This is a genomic window from Sphingomonas chungangi (assembly GCF_013778325.1).
Taxonomy (GTDB): Bacteria; Pseudomonadota; Alphaproteobacteria; order Sphingomonadales; family Sphingomonadaceae; genus Solisphingomonas; species Solisphingomonas chungangi.
On the sequence record NZ_JACEIB010000001.1, the window covers coordinates 205,283 to 221,927 of the forward strand.

Annotated in this window: 14 protein-coding genes; 1 reads left to right on the top strand and 13 read right to left on the bottom strand. The window is 67.1% G+C overall.

Annotation, left to right across the window (positions count from 1 at the left end; genetic code table 11):
* Positions 1-7 precede the first annotated feature (7 nt).
* Genes HZF05_RS00960 through HZF05_RS00970 form a run of 3 tightly spaced genes read right to left on the bottom strand, consistent with a single transcriptional unit; the run spans position 8 to position 2,213 of the window.
* Entirely contained in the window at positions 8-853 is an 846-nt protein-coding gene (locus tag HZF05_RS00960; protein WP_160364756.1) for an AAA family ATPase, read from the bottom strand.
* Positions 853-1,491 (bottom strand): CoA transferase subunit B, encoded by a 639-nt coding sequence (locus HZF05_RS00965; RefSeq protein WP_160364757.1) that lies wholly within the window; start codon positions 1,489-1,491, stop codon positions 853-855. Before HZF05_RS00965 ends, HZF05_RS00960 begins: the two co-directional genes overlap by 1 nt.
* On the bottom strand, positions 1,491-2,213 hold the full coding sequence (locus HZF05_RS00970; RefSeq protein WP_160364758.1) for a CoA transferase subunit A: 723 nt from the start codon (positions 2,211-2,213) through the stop codon (positions 1,491-1,493). The genes HZF05_RS00965 and HZF05_RS00970 overlap by 1 nt, the downstream gene beginning before the upstream one ends.
* 382 nt (positions 2,214-2,595) lie before the next feature.
* Between HZF05_RS00970 and HZF05_RS00975 the strand changes: the two genes are divergently transcribed.
* The gene (locus tag HZF05_RS00975; protein WP_160364759.1) at positions 2,596-3,483 is read left to right on the top strand and encodes an OmpA family protein; all 888 of its coding nucleotides are present in this window, start codon (positions 2,596-2,598) and stop codon (positions 3,481-3,483) included.
* A 48-nt stretch (positions 3,484-3,531) separates the two neighbouring features.
* Here the strand turns inward: HZF05_RS00975 and HZF05_RS00980 are convergent, their stop codons facing one another.
* The 10 genes from HZF05_RS00980 to HZF05_RS01025 all read right to left on the bottom strand — a co-directional run bounded on the left by HZF05_RS00980 (position 3,532) and on the right by HZF05_RS01025 (position 16,632).
* Entirely contained in the window at positions 3,532-6,075 is a 2,544-nt protein-coding gene (locus HZF05_RS00980) for a TonB-dependent receptor (protein WP_160364760.1), read from the bottom strand.
* Between the two features lie 330 nt (positions 6,076-6,405).
* Positions 6,406-7,410: an NADPH:quinone oxidoreductase family protein gene (locus HZF05_RS00985; RefSeq protein WP_181638762.1), complete on the bottom strand. Its 1,005-nt coding sequence runs from the start codon at positions 7,408-7,410 to the stop codon at positions 6,406-6,408.
* Positions 7,410-8,582, bottom strand: a complete 1,173-nt coding sequence (locus HZF05_RS00990; RefSeq protein WP_160364761.1) for an acetyl-CoA C-acyltransferase — start codon at positions 8,580-8,582, stop codon at positions 7,410-7,412. The genes HZF05_RS00985 and HZF05_RS00990 overlap by 1 nt, the downstream gene beginning before the upstream one ends.
* 16 nt (positions 8,583-8,598) lie before the next feature.
* On the bottom strand, positions 8,599-9,051 hold the full coding sequence (locus tag HZF05_RS00995; protein ID WP_160364762.1) for a MaoC/PaaZ C-terminal domain-containing protein: 453 nt from the start codon (positions 9,049-9,051) through the stop codon (positions 8,599-8,601).
* Positions 9,048-10,154 (bottom strand): acyl-CoA dehydrogenase family protein, encoded by a 1,107-nt coding sequence (locus tag HZF05_RS01000; protein ID WP_160364763.1) that lies wholly within the window; start codon positions 10,152-10,154, stop codon positions 9,048-9,050. The genes HZF05_RS00995 and HZF05_RS01000 overlap by 4 nt, the downstream gene beginning before the upstream one ends.
* A 1-nt stretch (position 10,155) precedes the next feature.
* A complete protein-coding gene (locus HZF05_RS01005) occupies positions 10,156-11,355 on the bottom strand; it encodes an acyl-CoA dehydrogenase family protein (RefSeq protein ID WP_160364764.1) in 1,200 nt (399 codons plus the stop codon).
* The gene (locus tag HZF05_RS01010) at positions 11,355-11,786 is read right to left on the bottom strand and encodes a thioesterase family protein (protein ID WP_160364765.1); all 432 of its coding nucleotides are present in this window, start codon (positions 11,784-11,786) and stop codon (positions 11,355-11,357) included. Before HZF05_RS01010 ends, HZF05_RS01005 begins: the two co-directional genes overlap by 1 nt.
* Positions 11,783-12,928 (bottom strand): iron-containing alcohol dehydrogenase, encoded by a 1,146-nt coding sequence (locus HZF05_RS01015; protein WP_160364766.1) that lies wholly within the window; start codon positions 12,926-12,928, stop codon positions 11,783-11,785. Before HZF05_RS01015 ends, HZF05_RS01010 begins: the two co-directional genes overlap by 4 nt.
* A complete protein-coding gene (locus HZF05_RS01020) occupies positions 12,925-14,580 on the bottom strand; it encodes a long-chain-fatty-acid--CoA ligase (protein WP_160364767.1) in 1,656 nt (551 codons plus the stop codon). The genes HZF05_RS01015 and HZF05_RS01020 overlap by 4 nt, the downstream gene beginning before the upstream one ends.
* Positions 14,581-14,598: 18 nt before the next feature.
* A complete protein-coding gene (locus HZF05_RS01025; protein WP_160364768.1) occupies positions 14,599-16,632 on the bottom strand; it encodes a 3-hydroxyacyl-CoA dehydrogenase NAD-binding domain-containing protein in 2,034 nt (677 codons plus the stop codon).
* Positions 16,633-16,645: the final 13 nt, after the last annotated feature.

Sequence of the window (16,645 nt, forward strand, 5' to 3'; positions counted from 1 at the left end):
TTTCCGCTCAGGAACCCTGTCGCCGCGCCAGGAAGGCCAGCCGCTCGAATAGCATCACGTCGGCCTCGTTCTTGAGCAGCGCGCCGTGGAGCGGAGGGATGGCCTTGCGGATATCCTTCTCGGCGAGCACGTCCAGCGGCATGTCCTCGTGGAGCAGCAGCTTCAGCCAGTCGATCAGTTCGCTGGTCGAGGGCTTCTTCTTGAGGCCCGGCACCTCGCGCACCTCGTAGAAGATGTCGAGCGCGCGCGACACCAGCCGTTTCTCGATGTCCGGGAAGTGGACGGCGACGATCGCCTGCATCGTCTCGCGATCGGGGAAGCGGATGTAATGGAAGAAGCAGCGGCGCAGGAAAGCGTCGGGCAGCTCCTTCTCGTTGTTCGACGTGATCACCACGATGGGCCGCTCGCGCGCCGTCACGGTCTCGCCCGTCTCGTAGACGTCGAACGACATGCGATCGAGTTCCTGCAACAGGTCGTTGGGGAATTCGATGTCGGCCTTGTCGATCTCGTCGATCAGCAGCACGGGGAGGGTGGGGGAGGTGAAGGCCTCCCAGAGCTTCCCCTTGCGGATGTAGTTGGCGATGTCGTGGACGCGCGAATCGCCGAGCTGGCCGTCGCGCAGGCGGGCGACCGCGTCATATTCGTAGAGGCCCTGGTGGGCCTTGGTGGTGGACTTGACGTGCCACTCGATCAGCGGGGCGTTCGCCGCCGCCGCGATCTCGTGGGCGAGCACCGTCTTGCCGGTGCCGGGCTCGCCCTTCACCAGCAGCGGGCGGCGCAGCGTCACCGCGGCGTTCACCGCCACCTTGAGATCGTCGGTCGCGACGTAGCTGTCGGTGCCGGTGAAGCGCATCAGACGGCCTCGTACCGGGCGGTGGTCTTCGCGGCGATGTCCTCGGCGGTGACGCCCGGCGCCAGCTCGACCAGTTTGAACGGGCTGTCGTGATCGGGGCGGGCGAAGACGCAGAGATCGGTGACGATCATGTCGACGACGTTGAGTCCGGTCAGCGGCAGCGTGCAGGCCGGGATGAACTTGGCAGAGCCGTCCTTGGAGGTGTGCTCCATCACGACGATGATCTTCTTGACGCCGGCGACGAGGTCCATGGCGCCGCCCATGCCCTTCACCATCTTGCCCGGGATCATCCAGTTGGCGATGTCGCCATTCTCGGCGACTTCCATCGCGCCCAGCACGGCGAGGTCGATATGCCCGCCGCGGATCATCGCGAAGCTGTCGGCCGAGGAGAAATAGGCGGTCTGCGGCAGCTCCGAGACGGTCTGCTTGCCCGCGTTGATCAGATCGGCATCCTCCTCGCCCTCGAACGGAAAGGGGCCGATGCCGAGCATGCCGTTCTCGGACTGGAGCGTCACCTCGACGCCGTCCGGCACATGGTTCGCCACCAGGGTCGGGATGCCGATGCCGAGGTTGACGTAGAAACCGTCCTTCAGCTCGCGGGCGGCACGCGCCGCCATCTCGTCGCGGGTCCACGCCATTATGCGGCCTCCCTCTTGCGCCCATCTCTCGGGCGGGTCGTGCGCTGCTCGATCTTCTTGTCGTAGGGCGCGCCCAGGATCAGGCGGTTGACGTAGATGCCCGGCAGGTGGATCGCGTCCCCATCGAGGCTGCCCACCGGCACGATCTCTTCCACCTCGGCGACGCAGATCTTGCCGGCCGTGGCCGCCGGATGGTTGAAGTTGCGCGAGGTCTTGCGGAAGATCAGGTTGCCGCTCTCGTCCGCCTTCCAGCCCTTGATGATGGCGAGATCGGCGAAGATGCCCTGTTCGAGGATATAATCCTCGCCGCCGAAGCTCTTCACCTCCTTGCCCTCGGCCACCTGGGTGCCGACGCCGGTCTTGGTGTAGAAGCCGGGGATGCCCGCGCCGCCCGCGCGCAGCCGCTCGGCGAGCGTGCCTTGCGGGCAGAACTCCACCTCCAGCTCGCCGGAGAGATATTGCCGCTCGAATTCCTTGTTCTCGCCCACGTAGGACGAGATCATCTTGGCGACCTGCTTGGTGCGCAGCAGCTTGCCGATGCCCTCGTTGTCGATGCCGGCATTGTTCGAGGCGAAGGTGAGCCCCTTCACGCCCGAAGCCTGGATCGCGTCCAGCAGACGCTCGGGTATGCCGCACAGGCCAAAACCACCTGCCGCGATCAGCATGCCGTCGCGCAGAATGCCCTCCAGCGCCGCGGTCGCATCAGGATAAAGCTTCTTCATCTTCGCCGATCCTTTCGAGAGCGCGCTCTAACCGGTCCGATTGCGGAGGTCTAACAAATGTTGAGCCGGAATGTGCGGTGCAGCATCATGCCGCCGCAACATGATATCCACGGCATCCCGGCGATCGTCTTGGGCGCGCCGCTCCCGTCTCTGGACAGAATCGCGCCGCAACATCGAGGCCGAAGGCGCTGCAATCGATTGCCCGATGGTCTCCGGACGATCCGCGCCTCGACAGTCCCGGAGGCTGCCGGTTCATTCGGTTTGCCGCAAGCGACGCTCGAATCGCCCGCGCAACGGACGAGACTCCGGGGAAGGTTAATCTGGGAGACAGGTTGTCCTGAACACCCAAGCCGTCCCGAACAATTTCGAGAGGGTTCGTTCCATGCGTATCATATCCAAGCGGCCGGAAGTCCGCGCCTTGTTTGCCGTGCTGACCATATCGGCGTCGGGCAGCCTGTTCGCCCAGGAACAGGCCGCGCCCGATCCCAATATCGTCGTCAATGGGACGCTCCCGCCCCCACCGCCGGCGGCGGCACCTGCACCGTCGACTCCCGGGCCGGAAATCAAGGGCACGATCACCGCGCGCAACGACGACAAGATCAAGGTGCTGGCCGCCGACGGCAGCAGCACAGTGATTGCGGTCAACGATCAGACCAGGATCAAGGCCGCATCGGGCCTGTTCGGCGGCCGCGGCAAGCTCGGCGCGGATTCGCTGCTCAACGGATTGCCGGTCACGGTCAAGACGATGCAGTCGGGCGACGGTCTCGTGGCGAGCCAGGTCAGCCTCAAGAATGGCGACCTCAAGACCGCCAGCATGATCCGCAACGGCACGTCCCAGCGCTTCGACGAGCAGACCGCCGCGACCGAGGCGCTGAAGGGCCGCATGGGCGACATCGACAAGTACAATATCAAGGCCACGACCAACGTGCATTTCGACACGGGCAAGGCGCAGCTCTCCGATCAGGACAAGGCGGAGCTCTGCCAGACCGCCAACACCGCGCAGACCAACGAGAACGCGCTGTTGCTGGTCGTCGGCTACACCGACTCGACCGGCGGCGACGACCTCAACCAGGCGCTCAGCGAGAAGCGTGCGGCGCGCGTGATCAACTATCTCCAGCAGAGCTGCGGCTGGAAGCCCTATCGCATGCTGACCCCGACGGGGATGGCCAAGGCCGATCCGGCGGCCAGCAACGACACGCCCGAGGGCAAAGCCGAGAATCGCCGCGTGGCGGTCAACGTCCTCGTCAGCAAGAGCGTCGACGGGATGTGAGGAGGCGCGGCTCGCTCTCTATCAGGGAGCGAGCCGCCCCGTATCGGCTCAATAATGCAGGCGCAGGGTTGCACCGAAGGTGCGCGGCGCGCCGAGGAAGGCATCGAGCACGCCGGTCGCATTGGTCGGCACGTTCTGGAAGCCGTTGTCGAACGCTACCTGCTTGTAGTGCGTGTTGAACATGTTCTCGGTCCACATCTCGACCGACCAGCGCTTGTTCGTCGGCCCGAAGCCCAGCCGGGCATTGGCCAGCACATAACCCTTCTGCTCCTTGCCGGGATCGAGATCGGAGCCGGTATTGTATTTCGACGAATATTTGGCACCCATGTTGAAGCGCAGCTGGTAATCCTCGCCGATCGGCTGGGTGAAGGTGCCCGACAGCGAGGCCGAATAGAGCGGCGCCAGCGACAGGCGCGAGTGCCGCCCGCCCTGGAAGCCGGTGCGCAACTCCAGATCGGCCAGTTCCGCGCTGTTCAGATGGTAGCGCGTGTCGGCGACGGTGATGCCGCCCTGGAAGGTCAGCTTGGGATCGGCGAACCAGACGAAGTCCGCATCCACGCCCTTGCTGATCACCTTGGGGATCGAATCGACCACGAAGACCAGCCCGTTGAAGGTGTTGAGCTGGAAGTTCTTGTAGCTCTGGTAGAAGAGCGCGGCGTTGAGCAGCAGCTTGCGATCGAGCAGGGTCGCCTTCTCGCCCACTTCGAACGCATTGTTGGTCTCGTCGTGGAAGCGGGTGTTGCGGATCGGGGTGATCACCGCCGCGCTGCCGGGCAGGCAATCCGCCTCGCCGACCGTGCATTCGACGCGATCGAGGTTGAAGCCGCCCGCCTTGTAGCCGCGTGCGTAGGAGGCATAGACCATCAGCTCCGGCCCGAAGCGATAGGCGAGCTTGGCGGTGCCGGTCGGCGCATGTTCGGTGTGCGACTGGCGGTTGGTGAAATTGTTGTAGCCGGGGCTGAGAAAGGGCAGGCACATCGTCTCGTTGACCTGCGCGAGCTGCGCCGCCGCCGCCGGGTTGACCGCTTCCAGAATACCGAACGCGGCGTTGGCGGCCGCGCAGCCGGCACCGTTGCCGATGTTGCTGCTCGTCTGGTTGAGCACCTTGTCGTCGATCGAATAGCGCAGCCCGACATTGAGGCTCAGCGCATCGCTGAAGTGATAGGTCTCGTTGGTGAACAGGGCATAGGTCTTGTCGAGCTGGCGGTAGCGATCGAGCGAGCCGGAACCGGCTGCATAGTTCACTCCGCCGACGAACGGGAAGGTCAGCCCGGTCTGCAGGAAGGTCGGATCGGGCGCGCCCTCGACCAGCGAGGAGAAGAGCAGGCTGAGATAGGGCGTGAAGTCGCTGCCGACGCGCACGCTGGTGTTCTGGTTGAGCTTCTCGTGGCTGTAGAAGCCGCCGATCAGCCAGTCGAGATTGCCGGAGGTGCCCGCATAGCGCAGTTCCTGGCTGAAGGTGCGGAAGCGCGTGGAATTGCTCTTGTCCGGCGGCAGATAATCGATGTCGGCGGTGGAGAAATCGGCATCGAAGCCGGAAATGTTCCGCCAGTCGCGATAGGCGCTGATCGAGGTGAGCGTCCCCGGCCCGATATCCCAGTCCGCCTGCAGCGAGATGCCGGCGTCGCGCACGCGCTGGCCGTCGGGCTGGTTGGCATAGGCCTGACGGCGGTACGGGTGAGCGGGATCGCCGTCGTTGCCGCCGAGCGCCGCGACGATGTTGTTGGCGAGATTGGGTGCCGGTTCCTGGCTGGCACGGGTGATCACGGCGATGCAGCATTCCTCGTGCCGCTTCGAATAGTCCGCGATCACGCGCGCCTTGAACGTGTCGGACGGGGTGAACAGCAGCTGGCCGCGGATCGTGTAGAAGTCGCGGTTGGTGTCGTGGGTCGAGGTGCGCGGACCGGGGCCTGTGTCCACATCGAAGAAGCCGTCGCGGTGGCGATCCGCGAAATAGAGGCTGGCGGCGACCTTGTCGTTGACGATCGGGCCGGTGATCTCGGCCGATCCGCCGATATCGCCGTAATTGCCCGCCTCCACCTCGGCATCGATGCCGAACTTGTTCTTGGGCGCGGCGGTGAGGATGTTGATCACGCCGGCCGTCGCCGATTTGCCGAACAGCGTGCCCTGCGGGCCTTTCAGTACCTCGATCCGGTCGACGTTGCCGAGATCACCGAAGCCGACACCGTTGCGCGGGCGATAGACGCCGTCGATCACCACGCCGACCGAGGATTCGAGACCGGCATTGTCGCCCACCGTGCCGATGCCGCGGATGCGTGCGGTGGTGGAGGCTTCGCTGGTCGTCGAGGTGACGAGCAGGCCCGGCGCGAGCAGGGCCAGATCCTTGATGTCCTTGACCCCCGAATCCTGCAGCAACTGCCTGTTCACGGTCGTCACAACGATGGGGACGTTCTGGAGATTTTCGGAGCGCTTCTGCGCGGTGACGATGATCTCGTCGACGCTCCTCGGCGCGTCGCCCGTCGCGACCGGCCGGGGCGCGGGCGCGGCCTGCGCGAGTGCGGACGAAAACGAACTTGCGGCAAACAGCGCCGCGCCGGACACGGCCAGGCACAGCTTGGTCTTGTTCTGCATCAGACGATCCCCTTCCTCTCCCGCCAGGCCGACACGGAGCTGGGGTCTGTCGCCTCCTCGCCCCGGTCCGCCGCGCCCGATCATTCGGTGCGCAGCGCCCGTCAGTGAGGGGAGGATGATGCAAGGCCGAACAAGCGTCAAGTCGAATTGAATATCGGGTATGGTCTTGCGTCATAACCAGAATCGAGGTGCCATCTCGGCAACACTTTGCCGCCCCGCACAATGAAGATGCGGCAATGGTCTCGTCGATATCTCAAGGGCACGCGCCGCCGCGCGATCGTTGATCGCGTTGATTTGAATATAGGGTCAACTGGATGGCAGGCGGGCGGTTCAGCCCTCGCTCACCCGTACGACGACCTTGCCGATCGCCGAGCGGCTGGCCAGCCGGATGATCGCATCGCCGCCCTCGGCGAGCGGATAGACGCGATCGATATGCGGTTGGATGCGCCCCTCCCGCCACCAAGCCATCAGCTGCTCGACATGAGCACGATGGCGCGCCGGCTCGCGCGCGACGAACGCACCCCAGAACACGCCGCGCACGTCGCAGGCCTTGAGCAGGGTGAGGTTGAGCGGCAGTTTGGGGATGCCGGCGGGAAAACCGACGACCAGATAGCGCCCCTCCCATGCGATACTGCGCAGCGCTGGCTCGGCATAGTCGCCGCCGACCGGATCGTAGATCACGTCGGCACCCCTGGGGCCGACCGCCTCTTTGAAAGCCTGCGCGAGAGCCTTCGAGCCCTCCTTGTCGAACGGCCCGCGCCCGTAGACGATCGTACGGTCGGCGCCTGCGGCCGTCGCGGCTGCCGCCTTTTCCTCGCTGGACACCGCAGCGACGACGGTCGCTCCCATCGCCTTGCCGATCTCGATCGCCGAGAGGCCGATGCCGCCCGCCGCGCCGAGCACCAGCAGCGTCTCCCCGGCCTTGAGCGCCGCCCGATCCACCAGCGCGTGGATCGACGTGCCGTAGGTGAAGATCAGCGCGGCGCCCTCCACCGGGTCCTGGCCTTCGGGCAAGCGGATCGCCTGATCGGCAGGCAGCACCAGCTGCTCGGCGAGCCCGCCATGGCCGCAGATGGTGATCAGGCGATCGCCCGGCGTCCAGCCGGATACATCGTCGCCGACGGCATCGACCACGCCGGATATCTCGTTGCCGGGCGCGAAGGGGCGGACCGGCTTGAACTGGTACTTGTCCTCGATCACCAGCACGTCGGGATAGTTGATCGCGCAAGCGAGCACGCGCACCCTGAGCTCGCCCTTGCCGGGCTCCGGCGTCGGGATGTCGGCGAGCTCGAGCGTTTCGGGGCCGCCGGGCTGGCGGGAGAGCAGCGCCTTCATCACAGCACCTCGAAAAGGCCGGCCGCGCCCATGCCACCGCCGATGCACATGGTGACGACGACGTGCTTCGCGCCGCGTCGCTTGCCCTCGATCAGCGCGTGGCCGACCATCCGCGCGCCCGACATGCCGTAGGGATGGCCGATCGAGATGGCGCCGCCATTCACGTTGAGCAGTTCGCCCGGAATGCCGAGCCGGTCCTGGCAGTAAAGCACCTGCACGGCGAAGGCCTCGTTCAGTTCCCACAGGCCGATATCGTCCATGCCGAGGCCGAAGCGCTCGAGCAGTTTCGGCACCGCGAAGACCGGGCCGATGCCCATCTCGTCGGGCTCCGTGCCCGCCACCGCCATGCCGACGTAGCGGCCTAGCGGGGCGAGCCCGCGTTCGGCCGCCAGCCCCGCCTCCATCACCACGCAGGCGGATGCGCCGTCCGACAGCTGCGAGGCGTTGCCGGCGGTGATCACGCCGCCCTCGACCACCGTCTTCAGCGCCGCGAGGCCCTCGGCGGTGGTGTCCGGCCGATTGCCCTCATCCTTGGCGAGCGTCACCTCCTTATGCGAGGTTTCGCCCGTTGCCTTGTCGGTAACCGCCATGATCGCGGTGACGGGGACGATCTCCTGATCGAACGCGCCTGCCGCTTGTGCCTTCGCGGTCAGCTCCTGCGAGCGCAGGCCGTAGGCGTCCTGCCGCTCTCGGGAAATGCCGTAGCGCTTCGCCACCACCTCGGCGGTCTGCAGCATCGGCATGTACACGTCCCTGTGCATCGCCAGCAGCTCGGGATCGGGGCCGACGCGCATCTGCGGCGTCTGCACCATCGAGATCGATTCGACGCCGCCCGCCACCACGACCTCCATGCGGTCGACGATCACCTGCTTGGCGGCGGTCGCGATCGCCATCAGGCCCGACGCGCATTGCCGGTCGATGGTCATGCCGGCCACCGTCACCGGCAGGCCGGCGCGCAGCGCGGCGGTGCGGCCGATCGTGTGCTGCACGCCCTGCGGCAGCGCGGCGCCGATGATGCAGTCGTCCACCTCGGCGGGATCGACGCCGGAGCGCTCGACCGCCGCGCGGATCGCGTGCGCGGCCAGCGTCGGCGATGGGGTGGCGTTGAACGCGCCGCGATAGGCGCGGCCGATCGGTGTGCGGGCGGTGGAGACGATGACGGCGTCGCGCATGAATATCTCCTGTCGTTCAGATCATGAAGCGGGTGAGCCAGGTGGCGACCAGAGCGGGCTTGGCTTCACCCTCGATCTCCACGGTGATGTCGTGGGTCTGCTGGAACGTGTCCGGCGCGATCTCCTCGATCGCGGTCAGCGTGGCGGCGGCGCGGATACGGCTGCCCGAGCGGACGGGATGGACGAAGCGCACCCGGTCGAAGCCGTAATTGATCCCCATGCGCGCCATCGGCCGATCGGGCTGCGGGATCGAGCCCATCAGGTGGGGCAGCAGCGAGAGCGTCAGCAGGCCGTGCGCCACCGTGCCGCCGAACGGCGTGGCGGCGGCGCGCACCGGATCGACATGGATATATTGGCGATCGAGCGTCGCATCGGCGAAGCGGTCGATCAGCGGCTGATCGACCGTCAGCCAGTCCGAGACGCGCGGCGTCCCGATATCCTCCCTCAGGCGGCCGAGCAGGTCGCTCACGCGGCCCGGCCCAGCGCGATGTAGCGGCCGATATGATGATCGTCATCGCCGAGCTGGTGGCCGATCATCGTCAGCCGCTTGGCGAAGTGGGAGAGGGGCAGCTCCCACGTCATGCCGATGCCACCGTGCATCTGGATCGATTCCTCGGCGGCGAGCGTGCCGACCTTGCCGATCGTATATTTGGCGGCCGAGACGGCGCGCTCGCGAATATGCCGATCCTTGTCGAGCGCATCGGCGGCGTTGATCGCGGCGGAGCGGGCCTGCTCGATCTCCAGCGCGACGGTCGCCATGCGATGCTGCAACGCCTGGAACTTGCCGATCGGGACGCCGAACTGCTTGCGGGTGCGCAGATAGTCGAGCGTCGAGGCCTTGAGCACGTCCATCACGCCCACGGCTTCCCACGCGAGCGCGACGATGCCGGCGGATACCGTCTCCTCGATCAGCGGGTAGCCATCCTCGGTGATCAAGGTGGCGGGCGTGTTGTCCAGCGCCAGCTCGCCGCCGCGCCCGCCATCGATCATCGGGTAGCCACGCAGGGTGGCGCCCGTCTTGTCGACGAGGAACAGGCCGATGCCGGCTTCCTCGCCCGGTTGGCCGGCGACGCGCGCGGAGACGAGGATGCGATCCGCCGCCTCGATCTGCAGGACGACCGCCTTGTGGCCGGAGAGCGCCCAGCCGTCACCGGCGCGGGTCGCGCGCGTTTCAACGTCTGCGAGATCGTAGCGGCTCTGCGGTTCCTCGTGCGCGAAGGCGAGAAGCGTGGTGCCGGCGATCACTTCGCCGAGCAGCGCCTCCTGTCCGCCCGCCTTGGCCAGTGCCCGACCAGCCATCAGCGTGCCGAGGAACGGTTCCACCACCAGCGCCCTGCCGAGCTGCTCGAACACCGCCGCGACGTCGAAGCCGGTGCCGCCGAAGCCCCCCGTATCCTCGCCGAACAGCGCGCCGACGACACCGAGTTCGGCGAGCGCCGCCCAATGCTCGCGCGACCAGCCCTCGTCCGAGCCGCTGATCGTGTTGCGCACATCGATCGGATAGCGCTGCTGGAGATAGCGGCCGAGCGTGTCGGCCAGCATCTGCCGGTCTTCGCTGTGGTTGAAGTCCATGTCAGAGCTCCAGCATCGCTTTGGTGATGATCTCGCGCTGCACCTCGTTGGAGCCGCCGAAGATCGAGAGCTTGCGGTTGTTGAAATAGTCAGCCGCGACGGGGGCCGCATAATCCGGTCCGATCGGATCGCCGTTGAAGCCTTCGTCCAGTGCCTCGCTGACAAAGGGCTGAGCGTAGGGCCCCAGTGCGCGCCGCGTGAGGCTGGTGATCTCCTGGCGGATTTCGGTGCCCCGGATCTTGAGCATCGCGCTCATTTCCAGCGGCGCCGATCCGCCGCTGCCCGACGCGGCGAGCACGCGCAGGTTGGTGGTCTTCATATTCTCCAGATCGATCTCCAGCCGCGCGAGCCGCGCCGCGAACAGGGGATCTTCGGCGAGCGGCCTGCCGCCCTTGCGCTGGCTGCGCGCGATCTCCTTCAGGTGATCGAACGCCGCCATCGATCCGCCGACGCCGGCCAGCCCCGCGCGCTCGTAGGTCAGCAGATACTTGGCGTAGGTCCAGCCCTTATTCTCCTCGCCGACGAGGTTCTCGACGGGCACGCGCACGTCGGTGAAGAACACCTCGTTCACCTCATGCTCGCCGTCGAGCAGGATGATCGGGCGGACCTCGACGCCGGGCGTCTTCATATCGATCAGCAGGAAGGAGATGCCCTCCTGCTTCTTGCCCTCGGTGGACGTGCGGACCAGGCAGAAGATCATGTCGGCATATTGGCCGAGCGTCGTCCAGGTCTTCTGGCCGTTGACGACATAGTGATCGCCGTCTCGCACGGCGGCCGTCTTGAGACTGGCGAGGTCCGATCCCGCGCCGGGCTCCGAATAGCCCTGGCACCACCAGTCGGTGCCGTCGAGGATGCGCGGCAGCCAGTAATCCTTCTGCGCCTGCGATCCGTATTTGATCAGCACCGGGCCGAGCATCGAAACACCGAAGGGGACGATCCGCGGCGCGTGGGCCAGCGCGCTCTCGACGTCGAAGATCGCTGCCTGCGCGACCGACCAGCCGGGGCCGCCATAATCCTTCGGCCAGTGGTTGGCATACCAGCCGCGTTCGTTGAGCAGGCCGTGCCACTCGACCATGTCGGCCTTGGTGAGGCGCTTGCCGGTACGCACCTTGTCGGCGATGCGGGCGGGCAGCTTCTCCTTCAGGAAGGTACGCACTTCCTCGCGGAAAGCCTCTTCCTCGGGCGAGAAACGGAGATCCATCAGATCAGCCTTTCGAGCATGCCGCGCCACGCGGCGGGCAGGGGAACGGGGCGGCGGCTGTCGCGGCCGACATAGACGTGGGTGAAATGGCCCTCCGCGGCGGCATCGGCCGCGCCTTCGGCGAAGATGCCGAGATGGTAGGTGACGCTCGACGTGCCGAGCTTCGCCACCGCCAATCCGACCTCGATCTTTTGAGGGAAAGCGAGCGACGCGGCGTAGCGGCATCCGGTCTCGACGACGAGGCCGATCGGATCGCCGGCCGCCACGTCGAGCAGCCCCGCCTCGACCAGCCAGGCGTTCACCGCCGTGTCGAACCAGCCGTAATAGACCGTGTTGTTGACGTGGCCGTAAACGTCGTTGTCGTGCCAGCGCGTGGTGATCGGCGTCCAGTGGCGGTAGGCGGAGCGAGGGCGGAGCGGATCGCGGCTCACAGCGCAGCCTCGTAAAGCAGACGCGCGTCCTCGATCGCGATCGGACGCGGATTGTTGCGCAGCAGGCGCTCCTGCATCATCGCATCGGCGGCGAGCGTGTCGAGATCGGCCGCCGCGACCCCGACGTCGCGCAGATGTTGCGGCATGCCCGCCGTCTCCGACATGCGACGCAGCGCCTCGACCAGTCCTGCGGCCTGCGCCTGTTGGCCGAGCCCCTCCAGCACCGGATCGACGATCGGCCCGAGCTCGGCATAGAGCGGCATCGCCGCGTGCATGTTGAAGCCCAGCACGTGCGGCAGCATCAGCACGTTGGAAAGGCCGTGCGGCACGTGAAAGCGACCGCCGAGCGGATAGGCGAGAGCATGCACCCCCGCGACGGGGGCATTGGCGAAGGCGACGCCGGCGAGATGCGCGCCGAGCAGCATCGCCGAGCGCGCGGCCGTGTCGTCCGGCGTCTCACACGCCATCAGCAGATTGCGCGCCAGCAGCCGCAGCGCCTCGCGCGCCAGCATGTCCGACATCGGATTCTTGAGGTGCGCGGAGGTATAGGCCTCGATCGCGTGGACCATCGCATCCATCCCGGTCGCGGCGGTGACGGAGCGAGGCAGGCCGAGTGTCAGCAGCGGATCGAGCACCGCATGCTCGGCGATCAGGGCCGATGAGGAAACACCGCGCTTCTCGTCGCCCGGCAGCGTGATGATCGAGACGGGCGTCGCCTCCGATCCGGTGCCCGCCGTGGTCGGCACCAGCACCAGCGGCAGGCCGGTGCCGCGCGCGTTGCCGACGCCCCAGATCGTATCGAGATCGTCGCCCGAGCCGAGCAGATAGGCAGCCAGCTTGGCGACATCCATCGGGCTGCCCCCGCCGAAGCCGATCACGCTCGCCACGCCCGCCGCGCGCCCGGCCGCGACTGCAGCCTCCAGCGTGATGCGCGAAGGATCGGCCTCCACCGCATCGAAGACGGCGATCGCCCTTCCGTCGACGCGCAGCCCCTCCAGCGCGGCATCGGCGAGGCCGAGCGCGAGTACCTGCGCGTCGGTGACGAACAGCACTGGCCCCGGCGCGATCCACTCGCCGATCCGCGCCGCGGCGCCTTCGCCCATCACCAGCCGGGGGCCATATCGGAAGGCGAAGGGGCTCACGCTGCCGTCACCTCCTTCGCCATCTCGGCGAGATTCGCGCGGATCAGCTTCTTGTCGATCTTGCCGACGCTGGTGCGCGGCAGGGCATCGACGATCTCGAAGCGTTCGAGCTTCGCATAGCGCGTGATAGCCCCGGCGCCGATCGCCTTTTCAACCGGCGCGTTGAGCTCGTCGAGCGTCGGCGCGGCGCCCGGCTTCGGCACCACCACCGCTAGCGGTCGCTCGCCCCATTTGGCATCGGGCACGGCGACCACGGCGGCCTCGGCCACGCTCTCGGCGGTCGCCACAAGCTCCTCGAGCTGGATCGAGTCGATCCACTCGCCGCCGGTCTTGATCACGTCCTTCAGCCGGTCGCGAATGCGGATATAGCCGTCGGGATCGATCGTCGCGATATCCTGCGTGTGCATCCAGCCGCCGCGCCACAGCGTCTCCGACGCCTTCGCGTCGCCGGTGTAGCAGGGCGTCAGCCACGGCGCGCGCAGCACCAGTTCACCCCGCGCCCGTCCGTCATGGGCCACGTCGTTCATGTCCTCGTCGACGATCCGGGCGGACACCATCGGCGCCGGCACCGTGGCGGTCAGCGCCTCGATCTCGGCCGCCTCGTCGCCCTCGGTGCCGGGGCGGATGCGCGCCACCGCGACGAGCGGGGCCGTCTCCGACATGCCGTAGCCCGCGATCAGGCGCATGCCCCGCCGCCGCCCTTCCTCGCACAGCTGCGCGGACAGCGCCGATCCGCCGATGGTGAGCGTCCAGCCGCTGACGTCGGCGCCCGTCGCATCGGCCGCGTCGAGCACCATGCGCAGGATCGTCGGCACGCAGTGCGAGTAGGTGACCTTGTGCTCGGTGCGCAGCCGGCAGAGCATCTCCGGCTCGTAGCGGCCGGGATAGACCTGCGTCATGCCGAGCATCGTCGCGACGTACGGCACACCCCAGGCATGGACGTGGAACATCGGCGTCAACGGCATGTAAACGTCGCTGTAGCCGAATCCGGTGCCCTCCTGCGTGCCGAACGGCGCGTTGCAGGTCAGCGTGTGGAGCACCAGCTGGCGGTGGGTGAAGCAGACACCCTTGGGATTGCCGGTGGTGCCGGTGGTGTAGAAGGTGGTGGCGAGCGCGTTCTCATCGAAATCCTCGAACGGATAATCGGGCGAGGCGGCGGCCGACAGCGCTTCATATTCGCCCTTCGCATAGGGCGGCAATTCGCCTTCGGCGCCGTCCATGATCGCGATCACCGCCTTGATGCCGGGCAGCGAAGGCAGGATCGCGTCGACCAGCGGGAAGAAATCGCGATGGACGAGCAGGATCTCCGCGTGCGCGTGGTTCAGCGTGTAGGCGACCTGCGGCGGGGGCAGGCGGACGTTCACCGTCTGCAGCACCGCGCCCATCATCGGGATCGCGAAATAGGCCTCCAGATAGCGGTGGCTGTCCCAGTCCATCACGGCGACCGTCATGCCCTGCTCGGCGCCGACGCCCTCCAGAAGGGAGGCGAGACGGCCGACGCGGGCCGCGAACTCGCGATAGGTCCAGCTGCCCTGATCGCGATAGACGATCCGCCGGTCGCCCGCCGTGGTCAGCGCGCTGTCGAGCAGGTGGCGGATGGTCAGCGGGAAGCGGTAGGCCTCGGTCGCCGGTTCGGCGAAGCGTAGCGGCATGATCCTCTCCTTATGCTTTTATCGGTCGAGCGGCTTGTCCTCTGCCGCGCGCTGCATGAGCAACGGCGAGAGGGTGAAATCGTCCCCAAGCCTGTCCTTGTAACGCATCAGGCCATCGACGATCCTATCCCATCCGATCGTGTCGGCCCAGAACATCGGTCCGCCCTTGTGGCGCGGCCAGCCATAGCCGTAGTTCCACACGACATCGATGTCGGAGGCGCGCTGGGCGATGCCTTCCTCGAGGATCTTCGCGCCTTCGTTGACCATCGTATAAAGTGTGCGGACCATGATCTCCTCGTCGGAGATGTCGCGTGGGGTGATACCGGCCTTGACGCGGAAATCGTCGATGATCTTCGCGACGACGGGGGAGGGGCTGGGCTGCCGCTTCCCGTCATAATCGTAGAAGCCGGCCTGCTTCTTCTGTCCCCAGCGCCCTTGCGCGCACAGCGCATCCTGCAGGCTCTCGATGCGGCTCGGATCGCGGTGCCAGCCGATGTCGACGCCGGCGAGATCGGCCATCTGGAACGGCCCCATCGGCATCCCGAAGGCGGTGTGGACGCGATCGACCTGCTCCGGCGTGGCGCCCTCAAGCAGCAGCGCGTTGGCGTTGGTCTGGCGCGGGATCAGCATCCGGTTGCCGATGAAGCCGTAGCAAACGCCGGCTACCACCGGCACCTTGCCGATCTTCCGGGCCAGCGCCATGCCGGTGGCGAGCGCATCGGGCGCTGTCCGGGCACCGCGCACCACCTCGACGAGCTTCATCACGTTGGCGGGCGAGAAGAAGTGGAGGCCGAGTACGTCCTGCGGGCGTGCGGTAGCGGCCGCGATCTCGTCGATCGAGAGATAGGAGGTGTTAGAGGCGAGCATCGCGCCCGGCTTGGCGATGCCATCGAGCCGCGCGAAGATCTCCTTCTTCACGTCCATATTCTCGTAGGCCGCCTCGATGATCAGGTCGCAGCTCGCGAGAGCGTCGAAATCGAGCGTGGGGGTGAGCAGGTCCATCGCCTTCTCCACCTGCTCGGCGGTGAGGCGGCCCTTGGTGGCGGTCGCCTCGTAATTTCTTCGCATCACGCCGGTGCCGCGGTCCAGCGCTTCCTGCGCCATCTCGACGATGGTGACGGGAATGCCGGCGGAGAGGAAGTTCATCGAGATGCCGCCGCCCATCGTGCCGGCGCCGATCACGCCGACTCGTCCGATCGGGCGGAGCCGGATGTCCTTCGGCAGACCATCGATCCGGGCGGCGGCGCGCTCGGCGAAGAAGACGTGGCGCAGCGCCCTGGACTGATCGCCGGAGATGAGCTGCATGAAGAGCGCGCGTTCCTTCTCCTGCCCTTCCGTGAGCGGCAGTTCGGTTGCGGCCTTCACCGCTTCGATGCAGGCCTTGGGCGCGTCGAGGTTATCGATCTTGCGGGCATTGTCGGCCGCGAACCTTTCGAAGACCGCTGGGTCGGCCGCGACGGAGCGGTCCCCCGTGCGGCGCGGGGTCTCAAGCGTGCGGGCGTAGGCGATCGCCTCGGCTGCGAGGCTGTCGTCGCTCTCCGAGAGCTTGTCGACGAGCCCGGCCTGCGCCGCCTTGGAGGCGGGAATGGGGGTGCCCGAGACGATCATGCCGAGCGCAGCCTCCGCGCCGATCAGGCGCGGCAGGCGCTGCGTGCCGCCGGCGCCGGGCAGGATGCCGAGCGAGACTTCCGGCAGGCCGAGCTTCGCCTCGGGGTCGGCGATCCGGTAGTGGCAGCCCAGCGCCACCTCCAGCCCGCCGCCTAGCGCCATGCCGTGGATCGCGCCGATGACCGGCTTGGCGCTCGCCTCGATCGCGTCGACCAGGGCGGGCAGCCAGGGCTCGACCGGCGGCTTGCCGAACTCGGTGATGTCGGCGCCGCCCGAGAACATCTTGCCGCCGCCGCGGATCACGATCGCCTTCACGGCCGGATCGCCCTGCGCCTCGGCCAGCGCCTTGGCGAGGCCCTGCCGCACGCTTGCGCCCAGCGCGTTCACCGGCGGGTCGTTCATCACGAGCTCGAGGACGTCGTCGTGCAGCTTGGTCTCGATCATGAGATGTCTCTCG